The sequence below is a fragment of the Streptomyces sp. NPDC043896 genome, assembly GCF_056435605.1.
Map to the genome: position 1 here is coordinate 41965 of NZ_JBWKEE010000033.1, position 18013 is coordinate 59977.

Below are 18013 nucleotides of genomic sequence, written 5' to 3' on the forward strand. Positions count from 1 at the left end.
CCTCCTTGCCAGGGGCTCACGGTAGACGGACCTCATGACATCCGGTCGGATTTTATGAAAGACCAACAACCTTGCCCTGCAAGGTGATAGAGGGGTCGGCGGGCGGTATCACAACGGCATGAGTCTCGTCGTCTTCGAATCACTGAAGCCGATCCACTGCGCCACGTGCCGGCGGGGGCCGCTGCGGCACCTCGTCCGCGAATCCGGGGTGCCCCGCTGCCTGGACTGCGCCGACCTCGGCCACCTCGTCTACCTGCCGCGCGGCGACGCGGCGCTCACCCGCCGGGCCCGGGAGGCCAGTTCGCTGCACGCCGTCGTGGTGCGCCGGCACCGGGGGCGGCGCCGCTACGAACGCCAAGGACTGCTGGTGGAGGACGCCGCGCTGGCCCGGGCCGAGCGCGCCTGCCTCGCCGACGCCGATGCCCGCGCCCGGCGCCGGGAGCGGGACCGGCTGCGCCGTGCCGCCGAGGACGTCCGGTTCACCGCGGCCTTCGCCGCCGAGATACGCAGGCTGTTCCCCGGCTGCCCGGCCGACCGCGCCCAGTCGATCGCCGCCCACGCCTCACTGCGCGGGAGCGGCCGGGTCGGGCGTACCGCCGCCGGCCGGGCACTCGACGAGCAGGCGGTCTCGGTGGCGGTACGGGCCGCCGTGCGGCACACCGACACGGAGTACGACGCGCTGCTGATGGCGGGGGTGCCCCGGTTCGCGGCCCGGGCCCGGCTGGCGGCGCGGATCGACGCCGTCCTGGACGGCTGGCGGGCGGTCCCGTCAGCCGAGGCGGAAGCGACGGTATAGCAGCGCCCCGCCGAGCAGCAGGGCGCCGCCGCCGGGCAGCAGGTAGCCGAGGCCTTCGGAACCGGTGTGGGCCAGGGCCGACGGGTCACGCGGCGGAACCGGGGCCGGCGGGACGGGCGGGGTCACCGGCCGCTGGGCGACGGGAGGCGGGCCGGCGGGCGGCTGGGCCGGCTTTCCGCCGGTCGGGGTCTCGCCGTTCACGGAGGTGTTCCCGTGGGAGCCGTTGCCGACGCCGACGACGTTCACCGAGTTCCCGCTGACGTTCAGCGGGAGGTCGACGGGCAGTTGGAGGCCGTTGCCGGACAGCAGCCCCGGGGAATCCTTTCCGCTCCCCTGGGCCGAGGCCCCTCCACCGTGACCGGACCCGGGTTTCGACGGATGGGAGGGCAGGGGGTCCGGCTTCCCGTCCGGTGCGGCGTTGGTACAGCGGTTGCCCGCGGCCGGGTTGAGCAGCCCGACCACGCTCACGGTGTTCCCGCACACGTTGACCGGGGCGTTCACGGGCAGCTGCACCAGGTTCCCGGAGAGCAGACCCGGGGAGCGCTCGGCCGTGCCGCCCGCTTCGGCGTCGGCATACGCGAGGCCGCCCACCCCCGCGACCGCCAGTCCGCCACCCGCGACCATCGCCGCGATCAAGCCGTTCCGACGACTGTGTCCCATCAGTTTCCTGCCTTCCGGAGGGTTTCAGGGGCGTCGAGCCCGCACCGGAAACAACGCGTTAAACCCATTCGGGTTATAGAGGCGGTAGGCATTTCACTCCATCGTGTACTGGGTACTGCCTACTTCATGACTGAACGACCGCTCCTCCTGCTCGACGTGGACGGCCCCCTCAACCCCTTCCGCGCCCTCTTCGCAGGTCTGCGCGGCTACACGAGCCACCGCATGCGCCCTGACGTCTGGCTCTCCTACCGCGACCCGGAGTCCCGCAAGGCCCGGCGCGGAGTCCGGGTGCGCCTCCACCCCTCCCACGGTGCCCGCCTCCAGGCCCTCCCCTTCGACCTGGCCTGGGCCACGGCCTGGACCCACCAGGCCAACACCCTCATCTCGCCGCACATCGGACTCCCCGCCGACCTGCCCGTGGTGGAGTGGCCGGAGCTCTTCGCCCGCGACCCCGACGGCCTCTTCTGGAAGACCCGCCCGCTCCTCGACTGGGCGGGCGACCGGCCCTTCGCCTGGGTCGACGACATGATCACCCCGCAGGACCGGGCCTGGGTCTCCACCCACCACCCCGCGCCGAGCCTCCTGCTGCGCATCCACCCCCGCCACGGCCTGCGCGACCGGGACTTCGCCACCCTCGCCGCCTGGGCGGGCGAGGTCAGCGGAGCAGCGCGGTGACCGGATCCGGTGCCGGGACGGCGGTGGGCCACCAGTCGTCGGCGTCCGGGCGGGACTCGTAGGCGTACCAGAGGCCCTCCCGGCTCAGGCGGAGCTGACGGGTACGGGAGGTGAGGCGGTTGCGCTCGGGACGGAAGGAGCCCTGGCCGGCGGCGAGCAGGGCGGGACGGGCCCGGTCGAACGGCCCGGCAGGGGGGTCCCACGGCTCGTCGAGGACGGTCAGGGCGGGCAGGCCCCCCTGGCGCCAGGCCGCGGCGGCGCGGGCCAGGTCCGTGGTGCTGCGGCCCGTGGCCCGGGCCAGGTCCCGGTACAGGGCGCGGGCGGAGCCGGTGAGGCCCGAGGTGGGGTGCGCGGAGGCCAGCCGGACGGCGTCCTGCCACAGGGTGAGCCCGCCGACGGGGTCCTCGCCCGTGGCCAGCAGCGCCAGCGCGCGGGCGGCCGCGTCGGTGGCGAGCTGGTCCAGGGCCAGCGGATCCGGCGCCGCCGGGTCGGCGGGGTAGGCGGGCGGCAGGCCCGCGGCCGAGGGGGCGGCGAGCGGGGCGGGCAACGGCGGCAGAACGCGCCGGGTCAGCGCCGCACGGGCCGGGACTCCGGGGAAGTCCGGGGCGGCGTCGGGCTGTTCGCGCGCGGCGTGGGCGGCGTTGCGCCGGGCCAGCTCGTCGAGGAGCTCGCGCTCACCGCGGCCGCGCAGGAGCAACAGGACGAAGGGGTCGGCGTCGAGGAGCCGCGCCGCCCGGTAGCAGAGGGCTGCGGCGTGCTTGCAGGGCGGCCGCACCGTGTCCGGGCAGGAGCAGCGCGCCACGAGCTCGCCCGCGCCGGGCAGCACGCTGTCCGCGAGGGACTGCGGGACCTCCCGCTCCAGCAGCGCGGCGAGGGCCGCGGGGTCCGCCGCCACCGCCTCCAGCAGCGCCGACCACTCGGCGTCCGGGAAGGCGGGCAGGGACAGTTCGGTGCGGTACGGGCGGGCGCGGCTGCCCCGGACGTAGGCCACGATCCGGCCGGGCGTGACCGTGACCGCGTCGACATGGCCCTCGGCGGCGTACGCGTGCCCGCGCTGGAGGCGGGCCGCGTCCTGCGCGCGCTCCTCCAGCGCGGCCACCCAGGCCCGGCCCCACCACGTCGCGGCCTCCACCCCGGCCGGCACGGTCTCGAAGGTGCGGCGGCGGTCGTCCCGCGCGGTGATCACGACGGCCTCCGCAGGGAGACGAGATCGGCCAGCTCGCGGTCGGTCAGCTCGGTCAGCGCGGCCTCGCCGGAGCCGAGGACGGCATCGGCCAGGGCCCGCTTGGCCTCCAGCAGTTCGGCGATCCGGTCCTCGACGGTGCCCTCGGCGATGATGCGGTGGACCTGGACGGGCTGGGTCTGGCCGATGCGGTAGGCACGGTCGGTGGCCTGCTCCTCGACCGCCGGGTTCCACCAGCGGTCGTAGTGGATGACGTGCCCGGCGCGGGTGAGGTTGAGGCCCGTCCCGGCGGCCTTGAGGGACAGCAGGAACACGGGGACCTCGCCGGACTGGAAGCGGTCGACGAGTTCCTCGCGGCGCGCCACCGGGGTGCCGCCGTGCAGGAGCTGCGAGCGGATGCCGCGGGTGGCGAGGTGCCGCTCCAGGATCCGGGCCATGGTCACGTACTGGGTGAAGACCAGCACCGAGCCGTCCTCGGCCAGGATCGTGTCCAGCAACTCGTCCAGCAGGGCGAGTTTCCCCGAGCGGTGCGCGATCCGGGGCTCGGCCTCCCTCGCGCCGTTCGGGCCGGGCTCCTTCGGGAGGTGCTCCTTCAAGAACTGCGCGGGGTGGTTGCAGATCTGCTTGAGCGAGGCGAGCAGCTTCATGATCATGCCGCGCCGCTCCATGCCCTCGCTCGCCTCGATCACGGCCATCGCCTCGTCCACCGCGGCCTGGTAGAGGGACACCTGCTCACGGGTCAGGGACACCGGATGGTCGGTCTCCGTCTTCGGCGGCAGCTCGGGGGCGATGCCGGGGTCGGACTTCTTGCGGCGCAGCAGGAACGGCCGGACGAGCGCGGCGAGCCGGGCCACCGCCGCCTCGTTTCCCCCGTCCTCCTCCTGCTGGTGCTCGACCGGGCGGGCGTGCCGGGCGCGGAAGGTGGTGAGCGGGCCCAGCAGGCCCGGCGTCGTCCAGTCGAGGAGCGCCCACAGCTCGGAGAGGTTGTTCTCGACGGGGGTCCCGGTGAGGGCCACCCGGGCGGGGGACGGGATGGTGCGCAGCGCCTTCGCGGTGGCCGAGTGCGGGTTCTTGACGTGCTGGGCCTCATCGGCGACGACCAGGCCCCAGCTCTGCCCGGCCAGCCGGGGGGCCGCCGCGCGCATCGTGCCGTACGTGGTGAGGACGAAGCCGCCGGCGAGTCCGTCGAGGCTGCGGCCGGCGCCGTGGAAACGGCGTACCGGGGTGCCGGGGGCGAACTTCTCGATCTCCCGCTGCCAGTTGCCCAGCAGCGACGCCGGACAGACCACGAGAGTGGGCTCGGGGCGGTCCCGGTGCAGGTGCAGGGCGATCAGCGTGACCGTCTTGCCCAGGCCCATGTCGTCGGCGAGGCAGCCGCCCAGCCCCAGCGAGGTCATCAGGTCCAGCCAGGCCAGCCCGCGCAGCTGGTAGTCCCGCAGGGTCGCCTTCAGCGCCGCCGGCGGCGCGACCGGGGGCAGCTCACCGGTGAGCCGGTCCCGCAGGGCGGCCAGCGCCCCCACCGGGACCGCCGGTACCGCCTCGCCGCCGACCTCGGCCGTGCCGGTCAGTACGGTGGCCAGCGCGTCGACCGGGTCGAGCAGGCCGAGCTCCCGCTTGCGCGCCTTGCGCACGAGCTCCGGATCGACCCGCACCCACTGGTCGCGCAGCCGCACCACGGGCCGGTGGGCCTGCGCGAGCGCGTCCATCTCGCCCGGGGTGAGCCGGTCCCCGCCGAGGGCCAGCTCCCAGGAGAAGGAGAACAGCGCGGCCGCGTCGAAGAACGCGGTGCCGTCGGTGGCGGAGCCGGGCGCGGCCGGGCGCACCACGGCGGTCGCCGAGAGCGTACGGGCCAGCTCGCGCGGCCAGTGGACCGGCACCCCGGCCGCCGCCAGCCGGGTCGCGGCGGTGCCCAGCAGGTCTCCGAGCTCGGGGTCGGACAGGGCAAGGGCGTCGGGCACGGGCTGGTCGAGCAGGCGCAGCAGCGGCGGCCAGACCCGGGCGGCACGCCGCAGGGCGAGCACGGCGTCGATCCGGGCGCGCGGGCCGAACCCGGCGGCCGCCGCCCCGGCCCACAGCTGCCCGGCGTCGGTGACCAGGGTCGGGTCGGCCAGGCTGTGCACCTGGACCACGGCGGCCCCGGCGCGGCGGACGTCCTCCGGCTCGGCCTCGTCGAACAGGCGGAAGGAGGACAGGTCGAGCCGGAGCGAGATCCCCACCCCGGTGTCGGCGCCGGCCGCCACCTGCGCCGCCCACTCCTGTATCCCGGGCACCCGCTGCGGCTCCACGGCCGCGAACGGGCCCCCGGCGGCGAACCGCGCGGCGGGCGTACGCGGCAGCACGTCGGCGACGGCGTCGAGGAAGGCCCGGACCAGGGCCTCCGGTTCGGGCAGGGTCAGCGGGCGGCGTCCGGCGAGCGGGGTGGCGTACCCCTCGTACGGCAGGGCGGCGGCGACGGCGCGCAGGTACCCGACGTCCTCCGCGTCCAGCGGCCCGGCGCGCCAGGCGTCGACCCCGTCGGCCGTGAGCCCGGGAAGCAGGCGCCCTCGCGCGGCCAGGGCCAGCGCCTGCGAGGCGGCGGTGCCCCAGGCGCGGGTGGCGGGATGCGCGGCGGGGCTGCGGGCCGCCCGCACCAGCACGGTCAGGGCGTCGGCCAGCGGCAGCGCCACCGCGGGCACCGTACGCGTGCGGACGCCGTCCCCGTGGGGCCGCACCACCTTCAGCGGGTGCGCGGTCCCCCGCTCGGGCAACGGGTCCCCTTCGGGGCACCAGAACGCCACCCGGCCCTCCCGGGGTACGGCGGCGGGGAGGAACACCGCTGCATGACGCAGCAACGACGGCTGCGGCGGCTGCGCGCCCACGGGGTCCCCCTCCCTGCTGCCGGATCCGCCCGGTCATGGCGGATCCACTGCTGCCGAGTCTAGGCGGGGCCACTGACAGACGCCGCTGACCTGCGCATACGCTGTCGCTGCGGCCCTGGTACGAGCCTGGTGCGGCCCCGCAGCGGCCCGGCCGGGGTCAGCGTGCCCAGCGGCCCAGCTCGCTCGCGAAGCCGTACTCGGGACGCCCGGCCACGGCACTCGTGCGCCAGGGCGAGCCGTGGTCGTCCAGGCGCAGGGTGCCGGAGCCGCCGGGCCCGCTCCACCGCAGGTCGAGGTACCAGTCGCAGTCGCAGCCCGTGGCGGACGCCGTCACCCGGAGCACGGCCGGCTCGGTCGCCGAGACGCGCAGCGGGAACGCAGGGGCGGGCAGCCGCGTCCCGGAGTCGTTGCCCGCGAGGGGCCGGGCCAGCGGCCTCGGCGCGTCCAGGTTCACGGCGAACCCTGCCGGGGTCAGGGCCCCGCCGCAGCCCTGGGACATCCGGTACACGTTCCAGGCGGGCGGGGTCCGGCGCCCGGTCACCCGCACCTCCAGCCCCTGGAGCACCACGGCCCCCTCCCCCGCTCCGTGGAGGGTGACCTCGACGATCTGGGTCCCGGCGTGCACGGCCCGCTGCGCCCGCGCCCAGGCGGGTGCGTCCGCCTCGACGGGCGGCGCGGGGACGGACTCCGGGGCCCGCTCCGAGAGGTACGCGTGGTCGCAGCCCGCGGCCCAGACGTGGGACCGCACGGCCGCCGTGAGCGGTGCCGTCGCCGGCGCGGCCGGGGACGCGGGCGGCTGCGTGCCGGGGGTCGCGGAGGCGGTCGGCGCGGCCGGGGCCGTCGGGGACGGCGGGGGCAGGGCGGAGGCCGTGCCCGTCGGCCCGCTCGGTGCGGGCGCGGGTGCCGACGGCGCGGCCGGCGGTACGGCGGGCCCCGCCGCCGGCCCCGTCCGCGGTGACCCCGTCTCGGGCCCGGCCGCCGCGAGTACGCCGACGGCCACCGCGGCCGCCACCACCCCGGCCACGCCGATCCCCACGACCCGTCGCCGATACCCCCGCCGGCCCCGCCCCGTGCCGCGCTCGACCGCGCCCCCGGCCCCGTCCCGGCGCGCGGCCGTGGCCCCGGACTCCGGCGCACCCGCCCGGCCCGCTCCCGGCCCGACTCCGCCCCCGGGCACGGCACCGGCTGCCGGCTCGGCGCCGCCCCCAGCCCCGGCTGCGGGCGCGGCAGCGGCTGCGGGCACCGCTCCGGGCCCCGCTCCGGCCCCACCACCGGCACCGAGTACGGCTGCGGGCACCACCCCGCCCCCAGGCACGGCACCGGCACCGCCACCGGCCCCGGCTCCGGCACCGGCTCCGGCTCCGGCACCGGCTCCGGCTCCGGCTGCGGGCACCGCCCCGCCCCCGGGCACGGCCCCGGCTCCGCCACCGCCACCCCGCACCGCTCCGGCTGCCGGCTCGGCTCCACCCCCGGGCACTGCCCCGGCTCCGCCCACGGCTCCGGCTCCGTCCTCAGGCACGCCCCCGTCAGCGGGCTCCCCCGCCGGGATTCCCTCGTCTCCGGGCGCCGCCTCCGTCTCGCCCCGCGCTCCCGCTCCCGCTCCCGCACCGGCCCCGCTTCCCGGCGCGCCCGCTCCCGTACCCGCCCCGGCCGCCGTAGGCGTAGGCGTGGCCCGGGTCGCCGCGCGGCGACGGGCGTCCGCCAGGAGCCAGGCCCGGTGGAGGTCCACCGCCTGCTCGCGCGCCGCCCCGCAGGCCCGGGCGAAGCGGTCCACCACCGCGAACTCGGCCGGCACCGCCTCACCCTTGCAGTACCGGTGCAGGGTCGAGGTGCTCGTGTGCAGCCGACGCGCGAGCACCCCGTAACTCAGTCCCGCGCTCTCCTTCAGCTCCCGCATCAGCCGAGCGAATTCCTCGGTCTCCGGCTCCCCCACGACGTTCCCCCGTCCCGTGACCCCGTTCCATGCCAGGGGTGTTTCCCCAGGTGACGGCGTCCACAGCCGTTCCAGTGTCCCGGTTCCGGTGCGAACCGGTGCGCGGACGCCCCGGACCGGGGAAGGCTGTCCCCCGTCGCACGGCAACCGCGGCCCCAAAAGCCGCAGACGCAATCGCAGCCGCAACCGCGACGCACCGCACCGCACGCCGACCACATCTCGTACGGGGAGACACCGTGTTCCGACGTTCCACCACCCGCGCCTCGGCCTTCGCCACCGCCGTCCTCGCGGCGGCCGCAGCCCTCGTCCTCACCGCCCCGGCCACCGCCGCGGCCGCCACCGCCCCCGGCTTCCTGAACGGCACCGACCTGCCGCCCCACCCCTCCTCCGCCTGGTACTCCGGCAAGGTCACCAACGGACTGCCCGAGGACGCTCCGTTCTGCCTGGACGGGGTGCTTCCGGAAGCCGGCAGCCGGCACCGCGTCTTCGGCACCGAGTTCGACACCGGCGCCGTACAGATCTCCGTCCGCACGGCCTCGGACGCCGCCGCCGTGAAGCTCGCCGCCGCCCTGGAGCGCAAGGTCGCCGGCTGCGCCGCGGACTGGCTGCGGGCGAACCCGGGCGGGACGGCGTCCTGGCAGGACTACGGGAAGCTGGCCGTCGAGGAGGGCGCGCACGTCTACGGGGTCGGCGCCTCGATCCCGGAGTCCGAGCCGGGCGTGCACCTGTACGGGATCGGACGCGACGGTTCCACCGTGACGGTCGTGAAGTGGGGCCAGATGGGCAACCTGCCGGACGCCCCCGTGCCGGCGTTCAAGAAGACGACCACGACGGCCGTGCACAAGCTCAACCCCTGAGCCGGCCCCGAGCGCGGGCCCTGAGCCGGCCCCCGGGCCGCCCCGCGTGGGACCATGGGAGAAAGGCCTCCGTTCCTGGCGAGGCGATGGCCCATGCGTACCGGAAACGAGCCGGTGACCGCCCGCAGTCCGCTGCGGCTGCGGTTCTGGCTGAGCCTGTGGGGGCTGCTGTGGGCCGCCGCCGGGGCGGTCGCGTTCGTGCTGGCCGGCCGCCCCGGGTGGGCGGCCGCCTGCGCGGCGCTCGCGCTGGTGGCCGCCGTCGACCTGGCCGTGGTCGTCCGGCACCGCCACCAGGGCCCGCACTGGCAGCCGGGCCCGGACGTCCCCCCGTACGAGCCCCCGCGCACCCGCTGAGCCGGCCGGCCCGGCGGCGCCCCGCCGCCCGGCCCCGCTCAGCTCTCGAAGCGCGCCGCCTCCAGGTACTCGGGCTGCGGGTCGAGGGCGGCGGCGAGCCGGAAGTGACGGCGGGCCTGCTCGGGGCGCCCGGACCGCTCGTGGGTGCGGGCGAGCGCGAAGTGGGCGAAGGCGTTGTCCGGTTCCCGCTCCAGCACCAGCTCGAACTCCAGCTGTGCGGGCCGCAGCTGCGCCGACGCGAAGAAGGCCCGGGCGCGCAGCAGTCGGGCCGCGGTGTTCTCGGGGTGCGCGGCTATGACGGAGTCGAGCAGCCGGACCGCGCCGCGCGGGTCGCGGGCGTCCAGCAGCTGTTCGGCGGCCCGGTAGTCGATGACGTGCGTCTCCGGGCTCACGGAACCCGAGGATCCGGCGGGCGACGGCGGGGGCGTGGTTTCGGACACGATGTCTTTCCTTCCCTCTACGGGCGCGTTCAACGCCCTCCGCCGCAGCGGCTATTCCGCGGCGGCCCTCGCGGTGAGCTCCTCCCAGACCTTGCGCACCTGGGGTTCCAGCGCCTCCAGCGGGCCGTCGTTGTCGATGACGAGCGTGGCCACCGCCAGCCGTTGTTCGCGCGTGGCCTGGGCGGCCATCCGGGCCCGGGCCTCCTCCTCGGTCATCCCGCGCAGCGCGGTCAGCCGGGCCAGCTGCGTGCCGGGGGCCGCGTCCACGACCACGACGAGGTCGTACAGCGGCGCGAGGCCGTTCTCCGTGAGCAGCGGTACGTCGTGCACCACGATCGCGTCGGGTCCGGCCGCCCCCTCCAGTTCGGCGGAGCGGGCTCCCACGAGGGGGTGCACGATGGCGTTCAGGGTCTGGAGCCGCTGCGGGTCGGCGAAGACGATCGCGCCGAGCGCGGGCCGGTCCAGCCGGCCGTCGGCGGTGAGCACGGAGTCCCCGAAGGCCTCGACGACGGCCGCGAGTCCGGGCGTGCCCGGCTCCACGACCTCCCGCGCGATCCGGTCGGCGTCGACGACGACCGCCCCGTACCCCGCCAGCAGCCGCGAGACCTCGCTCTTGCCGGCACCGATTCCGCCTGTCAGGCCCACTTTCAGCATGCTCAGAACCCTAGGCGGTGTCCCCCCGCCGGGGAACACCCGCCCGTGGCCCGATCACACGCGCGGATCCGGCGGCGCGGGGCCGCCGGAGGGCGGGGCGGTTAGCCCTCGCCCTCGCGCTCGGCCAGGAACCGCTCGAACTCTCGGCCGATCTCGTCCGCCGAAGGGATCTCGGCCGGCTCGGCGATCATGTTGCCCCGGGTCTCCGCGCCGGCCGCGGCGTCGTACTGGTGCTCCAGGCCCTGGACGAGGCTGACGAGCTCCTCGTCGCCCTCGCGGATCTGCCGGTCGATCTCCGTCTGGGTCCGGTGCGCCTCGGTGCGCAGGGCGTGCGCGACGGCCGGCAGCACCAGCCCGGTGGCGGCCGTGATGGCCTCCAGCGCGGTCAGTGCCGCGTCCGGGTACGGGGAGCGGGCGACGTAGTGCGGGACGTGCGCGGCGACGCCGAGCACGTCGTGCCCGGCCTGGCCGAGGCGGAACTCGATCAGCGATTCCGCGCTGCCCGGCACCTGGGCCTCGTCGAAGGGGCTGCGGTGGCCGGGCATCAGGTCGGTGCGGTTGCCGTGCGGGGTGATGCCGACGGGCCGGGTGTGCGGCACGCCCATCGGGATGCCGTGGAAGTTGACCGAGAGCCTGACGCCGAGGCGCTCGACGATCTGCCGGACGGCGACGGCGAAGCGCTCCCACTCCACGTCCGGCTCGGGGCCGGACAGCAGCAGGAAGGGCGCACCGGTGGCGTCCTGGACCAGGCGCACCTCCAGGCGGGGTTCCTCGAACTCGGTCCAGTGGTCGCGCTGGAAGGTCAGGAGCGGGCGCCGGGCCCGGTAGTCCACCAGCCGGTCCGCGTCGAACCGGGCCACCACCTGGTGCGGCAGGGTGTCGAGGAGCCGCTCGACGATCTGCTCGCCGGCCTCTCCCGCGTCGATGTACCCCTCGAAGTGGTACAGCATGACCAGTCCGGCCGAGTCCTGGGTCAGCGCCAGGTCGGCCACCGCCAGACCCTTGGCATCCCATTCGTACAGACCCTGTGGATCAAGCACTGTCACCACTCCTCCCTCGTGCCGTGTTCCCTGCGAAGAACGTCCGGGGCCGCGCGACCATTCCCCGGTCGGCCGCGTTAACAGAAACGCAACGCGACGGAGCGCGAGCCCAGGGTGGCCGGCCCGGGCCCCGCCGGCGCCGCGCACCGCCGTCTCTCCCCTCCCGCCAACGCGGCGAGGACCCCCTCCCCCCAACGCGGCGAGCTCCCCGCCCGGCAACGCGGCGAGGCCCGCCCCCCGAAGGGGACGGGCCTCGTCGTTCAGCTCAGCTCACACCGGAGTGTGATGCGCTGCGATCAGCTCTGGCCGCCGGCCAGCTTCTCGCGGAGCGCGGCCAGGGCCTCGTCCGACGCCAGGGCGCCGGAGGTCTCGTCCGCACCCTCGGAGGAGTACGAACCACCCGAGACGCCCGCACCGGCGTTGCCACCGGCGGCCGGGGCGACGTCGCCCGCGGCAGCGGCGGCCTCGTCGGCCTCGCGGCTCTTGATGACCTGGGCCTGGTGCTGCTCGAAGCGGACCTGCGCCTCGGCGTACTGGCGCTCCCACGTCTCGCGCTGGGTCTCGTAGCCCTCGAGCCAGTCGTTGGTCTCGGGGTCGAAGCCCTCGGGGTAGATGTAGTTGCCCTGGTCGTCGTAGGACGCGGCCATGCCGTACAGGGTCGGGTCGAACTCGACCGACGCCGGGTCGGCACCGAAGGACTCGTTGGCCTGCTTGAGGGACAGCGAGATCCGGCGACGCTCGAGGTCGATGTCGATGACCTTGACGAAGATCTCGTCGTTGACCTGGACGACCTGCTCCGGGATCTCCACGTGGCGCTCGGCCAGCTCGGAGATGTGGACCAGACCCTCGATGCCCTCGTCCACGCGGACGAACGCACCGAACGGAACCAGCTTGGTGACCTTACCCGGGACGACCTGGCCGATCTGGTGGGTCCGGGCGAACTGCTGCCACGGGTCCTCCTGCGTCGCCTTCAGCGACAGGGAGACGCGCTCGCGGTCCATGTCGACGTCGAGGACCTCGACGGTGACTTCCTGGCCGACCTCGACAACCTCGGACGGGTGGTCGATGTGCTTCCAGGACAGCTCGGAGACGTGGACCAGACCGTCGACGCCACCCAGGTCCACGAAGGCACCGAAGTTGACGATCGAGGAGACGACGCCGGAGCGGACCTGACCCTTCTGCAGGGTGGTGAGGAACGTCTGGCGGACCTCGGACTGGGTCTGCTCGAGCCAGGCGCGGCGGGACAGGACCACGTTGTTGCGGTTCTTGTCCAGCTCGATGATCTTCGCCTCGAGCTCCTTGCCCACGTAGGGCTGGAGGTCGCGGACGCGGCGCATCTCGACGAGAGAGGCCGGGAGGAAGCCGCGGAGGCCGATGTCGAGGATGAGACCACCCTTGACGACCTCGATGACGGTACCGGTGACGATGCCGTCTTCTTCCTTGATCTTCTCGATCGTGCCCCAGGCACGCTCGTACTGAGCGCGCTTCTTGGACAGGATCAGGCGGCCTTCCTTGTCCTCCTTCTGGAGAACCAGGGCCTCGATCTCGTCGCCGACCTTGACGACCTCGTTCGGGTCGACGTCGTGCTTGATCGAGAGCTCGCGGCTCGGGATCACGCCTTCGGTCTTGTAACCGATGTCGAGCAGGACCTCGTCCCGGTCGACCTTCACGATGACGCCGTCGACGATGTCGCCGTCGTTGAAGTACTTGATCGTCTCGTCGATCGCGGCCAGGAAGGCTTCCGCGTTACCGATGTCGTTGACCGCTACCTGCGGAGGGGTGGTGGCGGTGGTCTCGGTGCTGCTCGTCATGTGGGAAAGGGCTCCGGTTACGGACAGAAAGTCGTAGGTACTGCTACGCCGGGAGCCCTTATCGGCACCTGCCGAAGAAGCCGGACAGCCAAAGAAGCCCCAAGATCCCCTGAAAGGGGGAGGGCCTCGAAAACCGAGGGGACATCTAACAGATGCAAGCGCAGCCTGCTAGGTCTGAGGAGCACAGGCTCGCGGCGCAACTTGTAGCATACGGGGGCAGCCGGACAGGGTCAATGCGCGAAGGCGCACACCGCGGGCAGATCACCGCATAACCGGCGCAATTCGTGGGCGGGGACGCGGTGATGACCGGCCCGCACGCTTTTTCCGGCCACCGGAAGCATCCAGCCATCCGCAGACTACGACGACGGGCCCCATGAACCAAGAGGACTACGCCCCCGAAGACGCCCGCGAAGCCGCCCCCGGCACGGACGGCGACACCTGGGACGACGCCGAGGCCACCCGGCGCGTCGCGGGCGAGGCGGAGAGCAGCCGGGCCAGCCGCGGCTGGTGGGACCGCAACGCGGACGAGTACCAGAGCGAACACGGCGCGTTCCTCGGCGACGACCGCTTCGTCTGGGGCCCCGAGGGCCTCGACGAGGCCGAGGCCGCGCTGCTGGGCCCGGCCGCCTCCCTCAAGGGCAAGGACGTCCTGGAGATCGGCGCCGGCGCCGCCCAGTGCTCGCGCTGGCTCGCCGCCCAGGGCGCCCGCCCGGTGGCCCTGGACCTCTCCCACCGCCAGCTCCAGCACGCCCTGCGCATCGGCGGGGACGTCCCGCTCGTCGAGGCCGACGCCGGCCGGCTGCCCTTCCGCGACGGCTCCTTCGACCTCGCCTGCTCCGCGTACGGGGCGGTGCCCTTCGTCGCGGACCCCGTCAACGTCATGCGCGAGGTCCGCCGCGTCCTGCGCCCCGGCGGGCGCTGGGTCTTCTCCGTCACCCACCCGGTCCGCTGGGCCTTCCCCGACGAGCCGGGTCCCGAGGGGCTCTCCGTCTCCGCGTCCTACTTCGACCGGACCCCGTACGTCGAACAGGACGAGGAGGGCCGCGCCGTCTACGTCGAGCACCACCGCACCGTCGGCGACCGGGTCCGGGACGTGGTGGCGGGCGGCTTCCGCCTGCTGGACCTGGTGGAGCCGGAGTGGCCGGAGTGGAACAGCCAGGAGTGGGGCGGCTGGTCCCCGCTGCGCGGCAACCTGATCCCGGGCACGGCGATCTTCGTCTGCGAGCGGGACTGATCCCTTGACCTCCTCGGCCTCCTCCGTCCGCACCGCCGCCCTCGACGCCCTCCCCGTACGGGAGGCCGTACCCGCCCTCGTCTCGGCGCTGGACTCCCGGGGCACGGCCGTGCTGTGCGCCCCGCCCGGCACCGGCAAGACCACCCTCGTGCCGCTGGTCCTGGCCGGGCTGGCGGGCGGGGGCCCGCGGCGCCGGGTCGTCGTCGCCGAGCCCCGCCGGATCGCCGCCCGGGCGGCGGCGCGGCGGATGGCGTGGCTGCTCGGCGAGGCCGTCGGCGGTTCGGTGGGCTTCACGGTGCGCGGGGAGCGCGCCGTGGGCCGGGACACGGTCGTGGAGGTGGTGACCACCGGGGTGCTGCTCCAGCGCCTCCAGCGCGACCAGGAGCTGGCCGGGGTGGACGTGGTGGTCCTGGACGAGTGCCACGAGCGGCACCTGGACGCCGACACCGTCGCCGCCTTCCTGCTGGACGTACGCGAGACCCTGCGCCCGGAGCTGCGCCTGGTGGCGGCTTCGGCGACGACCGACGCGGCCGGCTGGGCCCGGCTGCTGGGGGACGCCCCGGTGGTGGAGGCCGCCGGGGTCGCGTACCCGGTGGAGACGGTGTGGGCGCCGCCGGCCCGGCCGGTGCGGCCTCCGCACGGCATGCGGGTGGACCCGGCGCAGCTCTCGCACGTGGCATCGGTGGTGCGCCGGGCCCTGGCGGAACGGTCCGGCGACGTGCTGTGCTTCCTGCCCGGCGTCGGCGAGATCGCCCGGGTCGCCGGGCAGCTGGCCGGGGTGGACGCGGAGGTGCTCCAGGTGCACGGCCGGGCGCCGGCCGCCGTGCAGGACGCGGCGCTGACGGCGTCGCCGCACCGCCGGGTGATCCTGTCGACCGCCGTGGCGGAGTCGAGCCTGACCGTGCCGGGCGTACGGGTGGTGGTGGACTCCGGGCTGGCGCGCGAGCCCCGGGTGGACCACGCCCGGGGGCTGGGCGCGCTGGCGACGGTACGGGCCTCCCGCGCGGCGGGCCGCCAGCGGGCGGGCCGGGCCGGGCGCGAGGCGCCGGGGGTGGTGTACCGGTGCTGGGCCGAGGCGGAGGACGCGCGGCTGCCCGCCTTCCCCTCCCCCGAGATCCGGATCGCGGACCTGGCGCAGTTCGCGCTGCAGGCCGCCTGCTGGGGCGACCCGGACGCGGCCGGGCTGGCGCTGCTGGATCCGCCGCCGGCCGGGGCGATGGCCGCCGCCCGGGAGGTGCTGGTGGCCGTCGGGGCGGTGGACGCCGCCGGGCGGCCGACGCCGCGCGGGCTGCGCACGGCCCGGCTGGGGCTGCACCCGCGGCTGGCTCGGGGCCTGCTGGACGGCGCCGGGGCGGTGGGTGCGCGGCGGGCGGCGGAGGTGGTGGCGCTGCTGAGCGAGGAGCCGCCGCGGGAGTACGGGGACGACCTGGCGGCCGCGTGGCGTGCGGCCCGCCGGGGCGGCGACGCGTACGGCGCCCGCTGGCGCGCGGAGGCGGCCCGCCTGGAACGCGCGGCGGGCTCCGCCGGTGTCGCGGGTGCCGGGTCCGACGCCGCCGGTGTCGCGGCCGGGCTGTCCGACGACCGTGCCGCCGGGCTGGTCACGGCCCTGGCGTTTCCCGAGCGGGTGGCGCGGGCCAAGGGGGCGGGGAGCCACCTCATGGCCTCCGGCACCGGGGCCGAGCTCGGGGACGGGTCCGCCCTGCGTCAGGCGCCCTGGCTGGCCGTGGCCGTGGCCGACCGGGCCGCGCACGCGGCGTCCGCCCGGGTCCGGCTGGCCGCCGTCATCGACGAGGACACCGCCCGGGCGGCCGCCGCGCACCTGCTGTCCTCCGGTGAGGAGGTCCGCTGGGACGGCGGGGACGTGGTCGCCCGCTCCGCCGAGCGGCTCGGCGCGATCGAGCTGGTCGCGCGCCCGCTGCGGGACCCGGCTCCGGCGCTCGTGCGGGCGGCCCTGCTGGCGGGGCTGCGCGCCGAGGGGCTGGGGCTGCTGCGCTGGTCGCCGGAGGCGGTCTCGCTGCGGGCCCGCCTCGGGTTCCTGCACCGTACGCTCGGCGGCGCCTGGCCCGACGTGTCGGACGACGCCGTGCTGCTGGAGCGGGCGGACGACTGGCTGGAGCCGGAGCTGTCGCGGGCCCGCCGCCGCGCCGACCTGGGCCGGATCGACGCCGGTGAGGCCCTGAACCGGCTGCTGCCCTGGGCCGGCGGAGAGGCGGCCCGGCTCGACGAGCTGGCGCCGGAGCGGATCGAGGTGCCCAGCGGTTCGCGGATCCGCGTCGACTACGCGGCCGGGCAGCCGGTGCTGGCGGTCAAGCTCCAGGAGCTGTTCGGGCTGGCCGAGACGCCCCGGGTGGCGGGGGTTCCCGTACTGGTCCACCTGCTGTCGCCGGCCGGGCGGCCGGCCGCCGTCACCGCGGACCTGGCCTCCTTCTGGCAGGGCGGCTACCGGGCGGTGCGGGCCGAGCTGCGCGGCCGCTACCCCAAGCACCCGTGGCCGGAGGACCCGGCCACGGCCGAGCCCACCCGGCACACCAACGCGCGGCTCAGGGGCCGCTGACCGGGGCGGGCCGGCCGCGGCGTCCCCGGGCCTCCAGCCAGAGCGCGGCGGCGAGCAGCGCCGCCCCGCCCAGGGCGAGGCCGGCCGGGGCGTAGGTGTGCAGTGCGAGGACCTTCGTACGGTTGGCGGAGACCAGGGCGAGGGTGTGCTTCTTGTAGTCCTCCCGCATGGTGACGTGCCCGGCGAAGGCGGTGAGCCTGCCCTCGGGGGCTCCGGCCGCGATGCCGCCGCGCATCTCCTGCTGGATGTCCTGTTCGGCGTTGACGGGTGCGCCAGTGACGGGGTCGACCCAGAAGCGGGCCGTGACCGTGTACCAGAGGGTGGTGCCGGTGGTCTGCTCGATGGTGGCCGGGTCGATGCCCTCGATCGGCATCTTCTTGGGCATGGGGACCTTGGTCCAGGGGACGGTCTGCTCGAAGTAGTAGACGTCCATGCCCCGGTAGGTGCGCGGTCCGACGTAGTGGATCGGCGAGGAGGTGCGGGTCTGCGCGTCGAAGTAGAGGTAGTCGCGCGGTTCGGTGAAGAAGGGCCACTTGAACTCGATGCCCTCGCGTTTGACCGGGTCCCCGTCGACCATCTCGCCGGTGGCGTGCACGGGGTCCTGGGTGTGGGCGTCGAAGATGTAGCGCTCGGGGATCCGGGAGACCATCTTTCCGTCCGGGCCGATGATGTAGGAGAGGGTGTCCCAGACGACGACGTCCTTGCCGGCGTCGGCCTCGATCTCCCTGGAGGCCTCGACGTTGCCCTTGAGGGTCTGGACGATGGTGACCTTGTCGACCTTCTTGGGCTGCATGCCGCCCGCGTAGTCGAGGAGGGTGGCGTCCTTGGCCTCCAGGACCATCTCCTGGTACTGGCCGGGCGGGATCTTGGCGAGCCGGGGGTACGCGTACCAGCGCAGCAGCGGTGCGAGGGCTGCGCAGAACACGGCCAGGGCAAGCAGTACGAGGCTCGCTCTGCGTCGCAC

At 75.4% G+C, this 18013-nt stretch carries 15 protein-coding genes and 1 pseudogene; 6 read left to right on the plus strand and 10 right to left on the minus strand.

Annotation, left to right across the window (positions count from 1 at the left end):
• Window positions 1–118 precede the first annotated feature (118 nt).
• Window positions 119–796 carry a DUF2293 domain-containing protein gene (locus AC069X_RS34090; protein WP_478734853.1) on the plus strand — a complete coding sequence of 226 codons (678 nt, stop codon included), beginning with the start codon at window positions 119–121 and terminating at the stop codon, window positions 794–796.
• Here the strand turns inward: AC069X_RS34090 and AC069X_RS34095 are convergent.
• On the minus strand, window positions 770–1456 hold the full coding sequence (locus AC069X_RS34095; protein WP_478734855.1) for a chaplin: 687 nt from the start codon (window positions 1454–1456) through the stop codon (window positions 770–772). The two genes, AC069X_RS34090 and AC069X_RS34095, sit on opposite strands and share 27 nt — an antisense overlap.
• Window positions 1457–1582: 126 nt before the next feature.
• On the opposite strand from AC069X_RS34095, the gene AC069X_RS34100 reads away from it, so the two are divergent.
• Window positions 1583–2131, plus strand: a complete 549-nt coding sequence (locus tag AC069X_RS34100) for a hypothetical protein (RefSeq protein ID WP_478734857.1) — start codon at window positions 1583–1585, stop codon at window positions 2129–2131.
• On the opposite strand, the gene AC069X_RS34105 is transcribed toward AC069X_RS34100, so the two are convergent.
• From AC069X_RS34105 to AC069X_RS34120, 4 genes and pseudogenes are all read right to left on the minus strand, one after another.
• Window positions 2112–3317, minus strand: a complete 1206-nt coding sequence (locus AC069X_RS34105) for an SWIM zinc finger family protein (protein WP_478734859.1) — start codon at window positions 3315–3317, stop codon at window positions 2112–2114. The genes AC069X_RS34100 and AC069X_RS34105 overlap by 20 nt on opposite strands.
• Window positions 3314–6172: a DEAD/DEAH box helicase gene (locus AC069X_RS34110; RefSeq protein ID WP_478734861.1), complete on the minus strand. Its 2859-nt coding sequence runs from the start codon at window positions 6170–6172 to the stop codon at window positions 3314–3316. The genes AC069X_RS34105 and AC069X_RS34110 overlap by 4 nt, the downstream gene beginning before the upstream one ends.
• Window positions 6173–6329: 157 nt before the next feature.
• Window positions 6330–7208: a hypothetical protein gene (locus AC069X_RS34115; protein ID WP_478734912.1), complete on the minus strand. Its 879-nt coding sequence runs from the start codon at window positions 7206–7208 to the stop codon at window positions 6330–6332.
• Between the two features lie 708 nt (window positions 7209–7916).
• Window positions 7917–8321, minus strand: a pseudogene (locus tag AC069X_RS34120) (helix-turn-helix domain-containing protein); the annotation flags it as partial.
• A gap of 20 nt (window positions 8322–8341) precedes the next feature.
• Between AC069X_RS34120 and AC069X_RS34125 the strand changes: the two are divergent.
• Both AC069X_RS34125 and AC069X_RS34130 read left to right on the plus strand, forming a co-directional pair.
• Complete coding sequence (locus tag AC069X_RS34125; RefSeq protein WP_478734863.1) at window positions 8342–8962, plus strand: hypothetical protein; 621 nt, start codon at window positions 8342–8344, stop codon at window positions 8960–8962.
• A gap of 93 nt (window positions 8963–9055) precedes the next feature.
• Window positions 9056–9316 (plus strand): DUF6343 family protein, encoded by a 261-nt coding sequence (locus AC069X_RS34130; RefSeq protein ID WP_478734865.1) that lies wholly within the window; start codon window positions 9056–9058, stop codon window positions 9314–9316.
• A gap of 38 nt (window positions 9317–9354) precedes the next feature.
• On the opposite strand, the gene AC069X_RS34135 is transcribed toward AC069X_RS34130, so the two are convergent.
• The 4 genes from AC069X_RS34135 to rpsA all read right to left on the minus strand — a co-directional run bounded on the left by AC069X_RS34135 (window position 9355) and on the right by rpsA (window position 13261).
• Window positions 9355–9756, minus strand: coding sequence for a tetratricopeptide repeat protein (locus AC069X_RS34135; protein ID WP_478734867.1), 402 nt, complete (start codon window positions 9754–9756; stop codon window positions 9355–9357).
• A 51-nt stretch (window positions 9757–9807) separates the two neighbouring features.
• Window positions 9808–10410 (minus strand): dephospho-CoA kinase, encoded by a 603-nt coding sequence (gene coaE, locus AC069X_RS34140; RefSeq protein WP_478734869.1) that lies wholly within the window; start codon window positions 10408–10410, stop codon window positions 9808–9810.
• Window positions 10411–10511: 101 nt separating this feature from the next.
• Window positions 10512–11450, minus strand: coding sequence for a PAC2 family protein (locus AC069X_RS34145; RefSeq protein ID WP_478734870.1), 939 nt, complete (start codon window positions 11448–11450; stop codon window positions 10512–10514).
• 296 nt (window positions 11451–11746) lie between these two features.
• Window positions 11747–13261 (minus strand): 30S ribosomal protein S1, encoded by a 1515-nt coding sequence (gene rpsA / locus AC069X_RS34150; protein WP_478734872.1) that lies wholly within the window; start codon window positions 13259–13261, stop codon window positions 11747–11749.
• Between the two features lie 373 nt (window positions 13262–13634).
• Between rpsA and AC069X_RS34155 the strand changes: the two genes are divergently transcribed.
• Window positions 13635–14495 carry a class I SAM-dependent methyltransferase gene (locus AC069X_RS34155; protein ID WP_478734874.1) on the plus strand — a complete coding sequence of 287 codons (861 nt, stop codon included), beginning with the start codon at window positions 13635–13637 and terminating at the stop codon, window positions 14493–14495.
• Between the two features lie 4 nt (window positions 14496–14499).
• Window positions 14500–17049, plus strand: coding sequence for an ATP-dependent helicase HrpB (hrpB, locus tag AC069X_RS34160; protein ID WP_478734876.1), 2550 nt, complete (start codon window positions 14500–14502; stop codon window positions 17047–17049).
• Here hrpB and pgfA read toward each other — a convergent pair.
• On the minus strand, window positions 17036–18013 hold the full coding sequence (gene pgfA / locus AC069X_RS34165) for a cell envelope lipid trafficking protein PgfA (protein ID WP_478734878.1): 978 nt from the start codon (window positions 18011–18013) through the stop codon (window positions 17036–17038). The genes hrpB and pgfA overlap by 14 nt on opposite strands.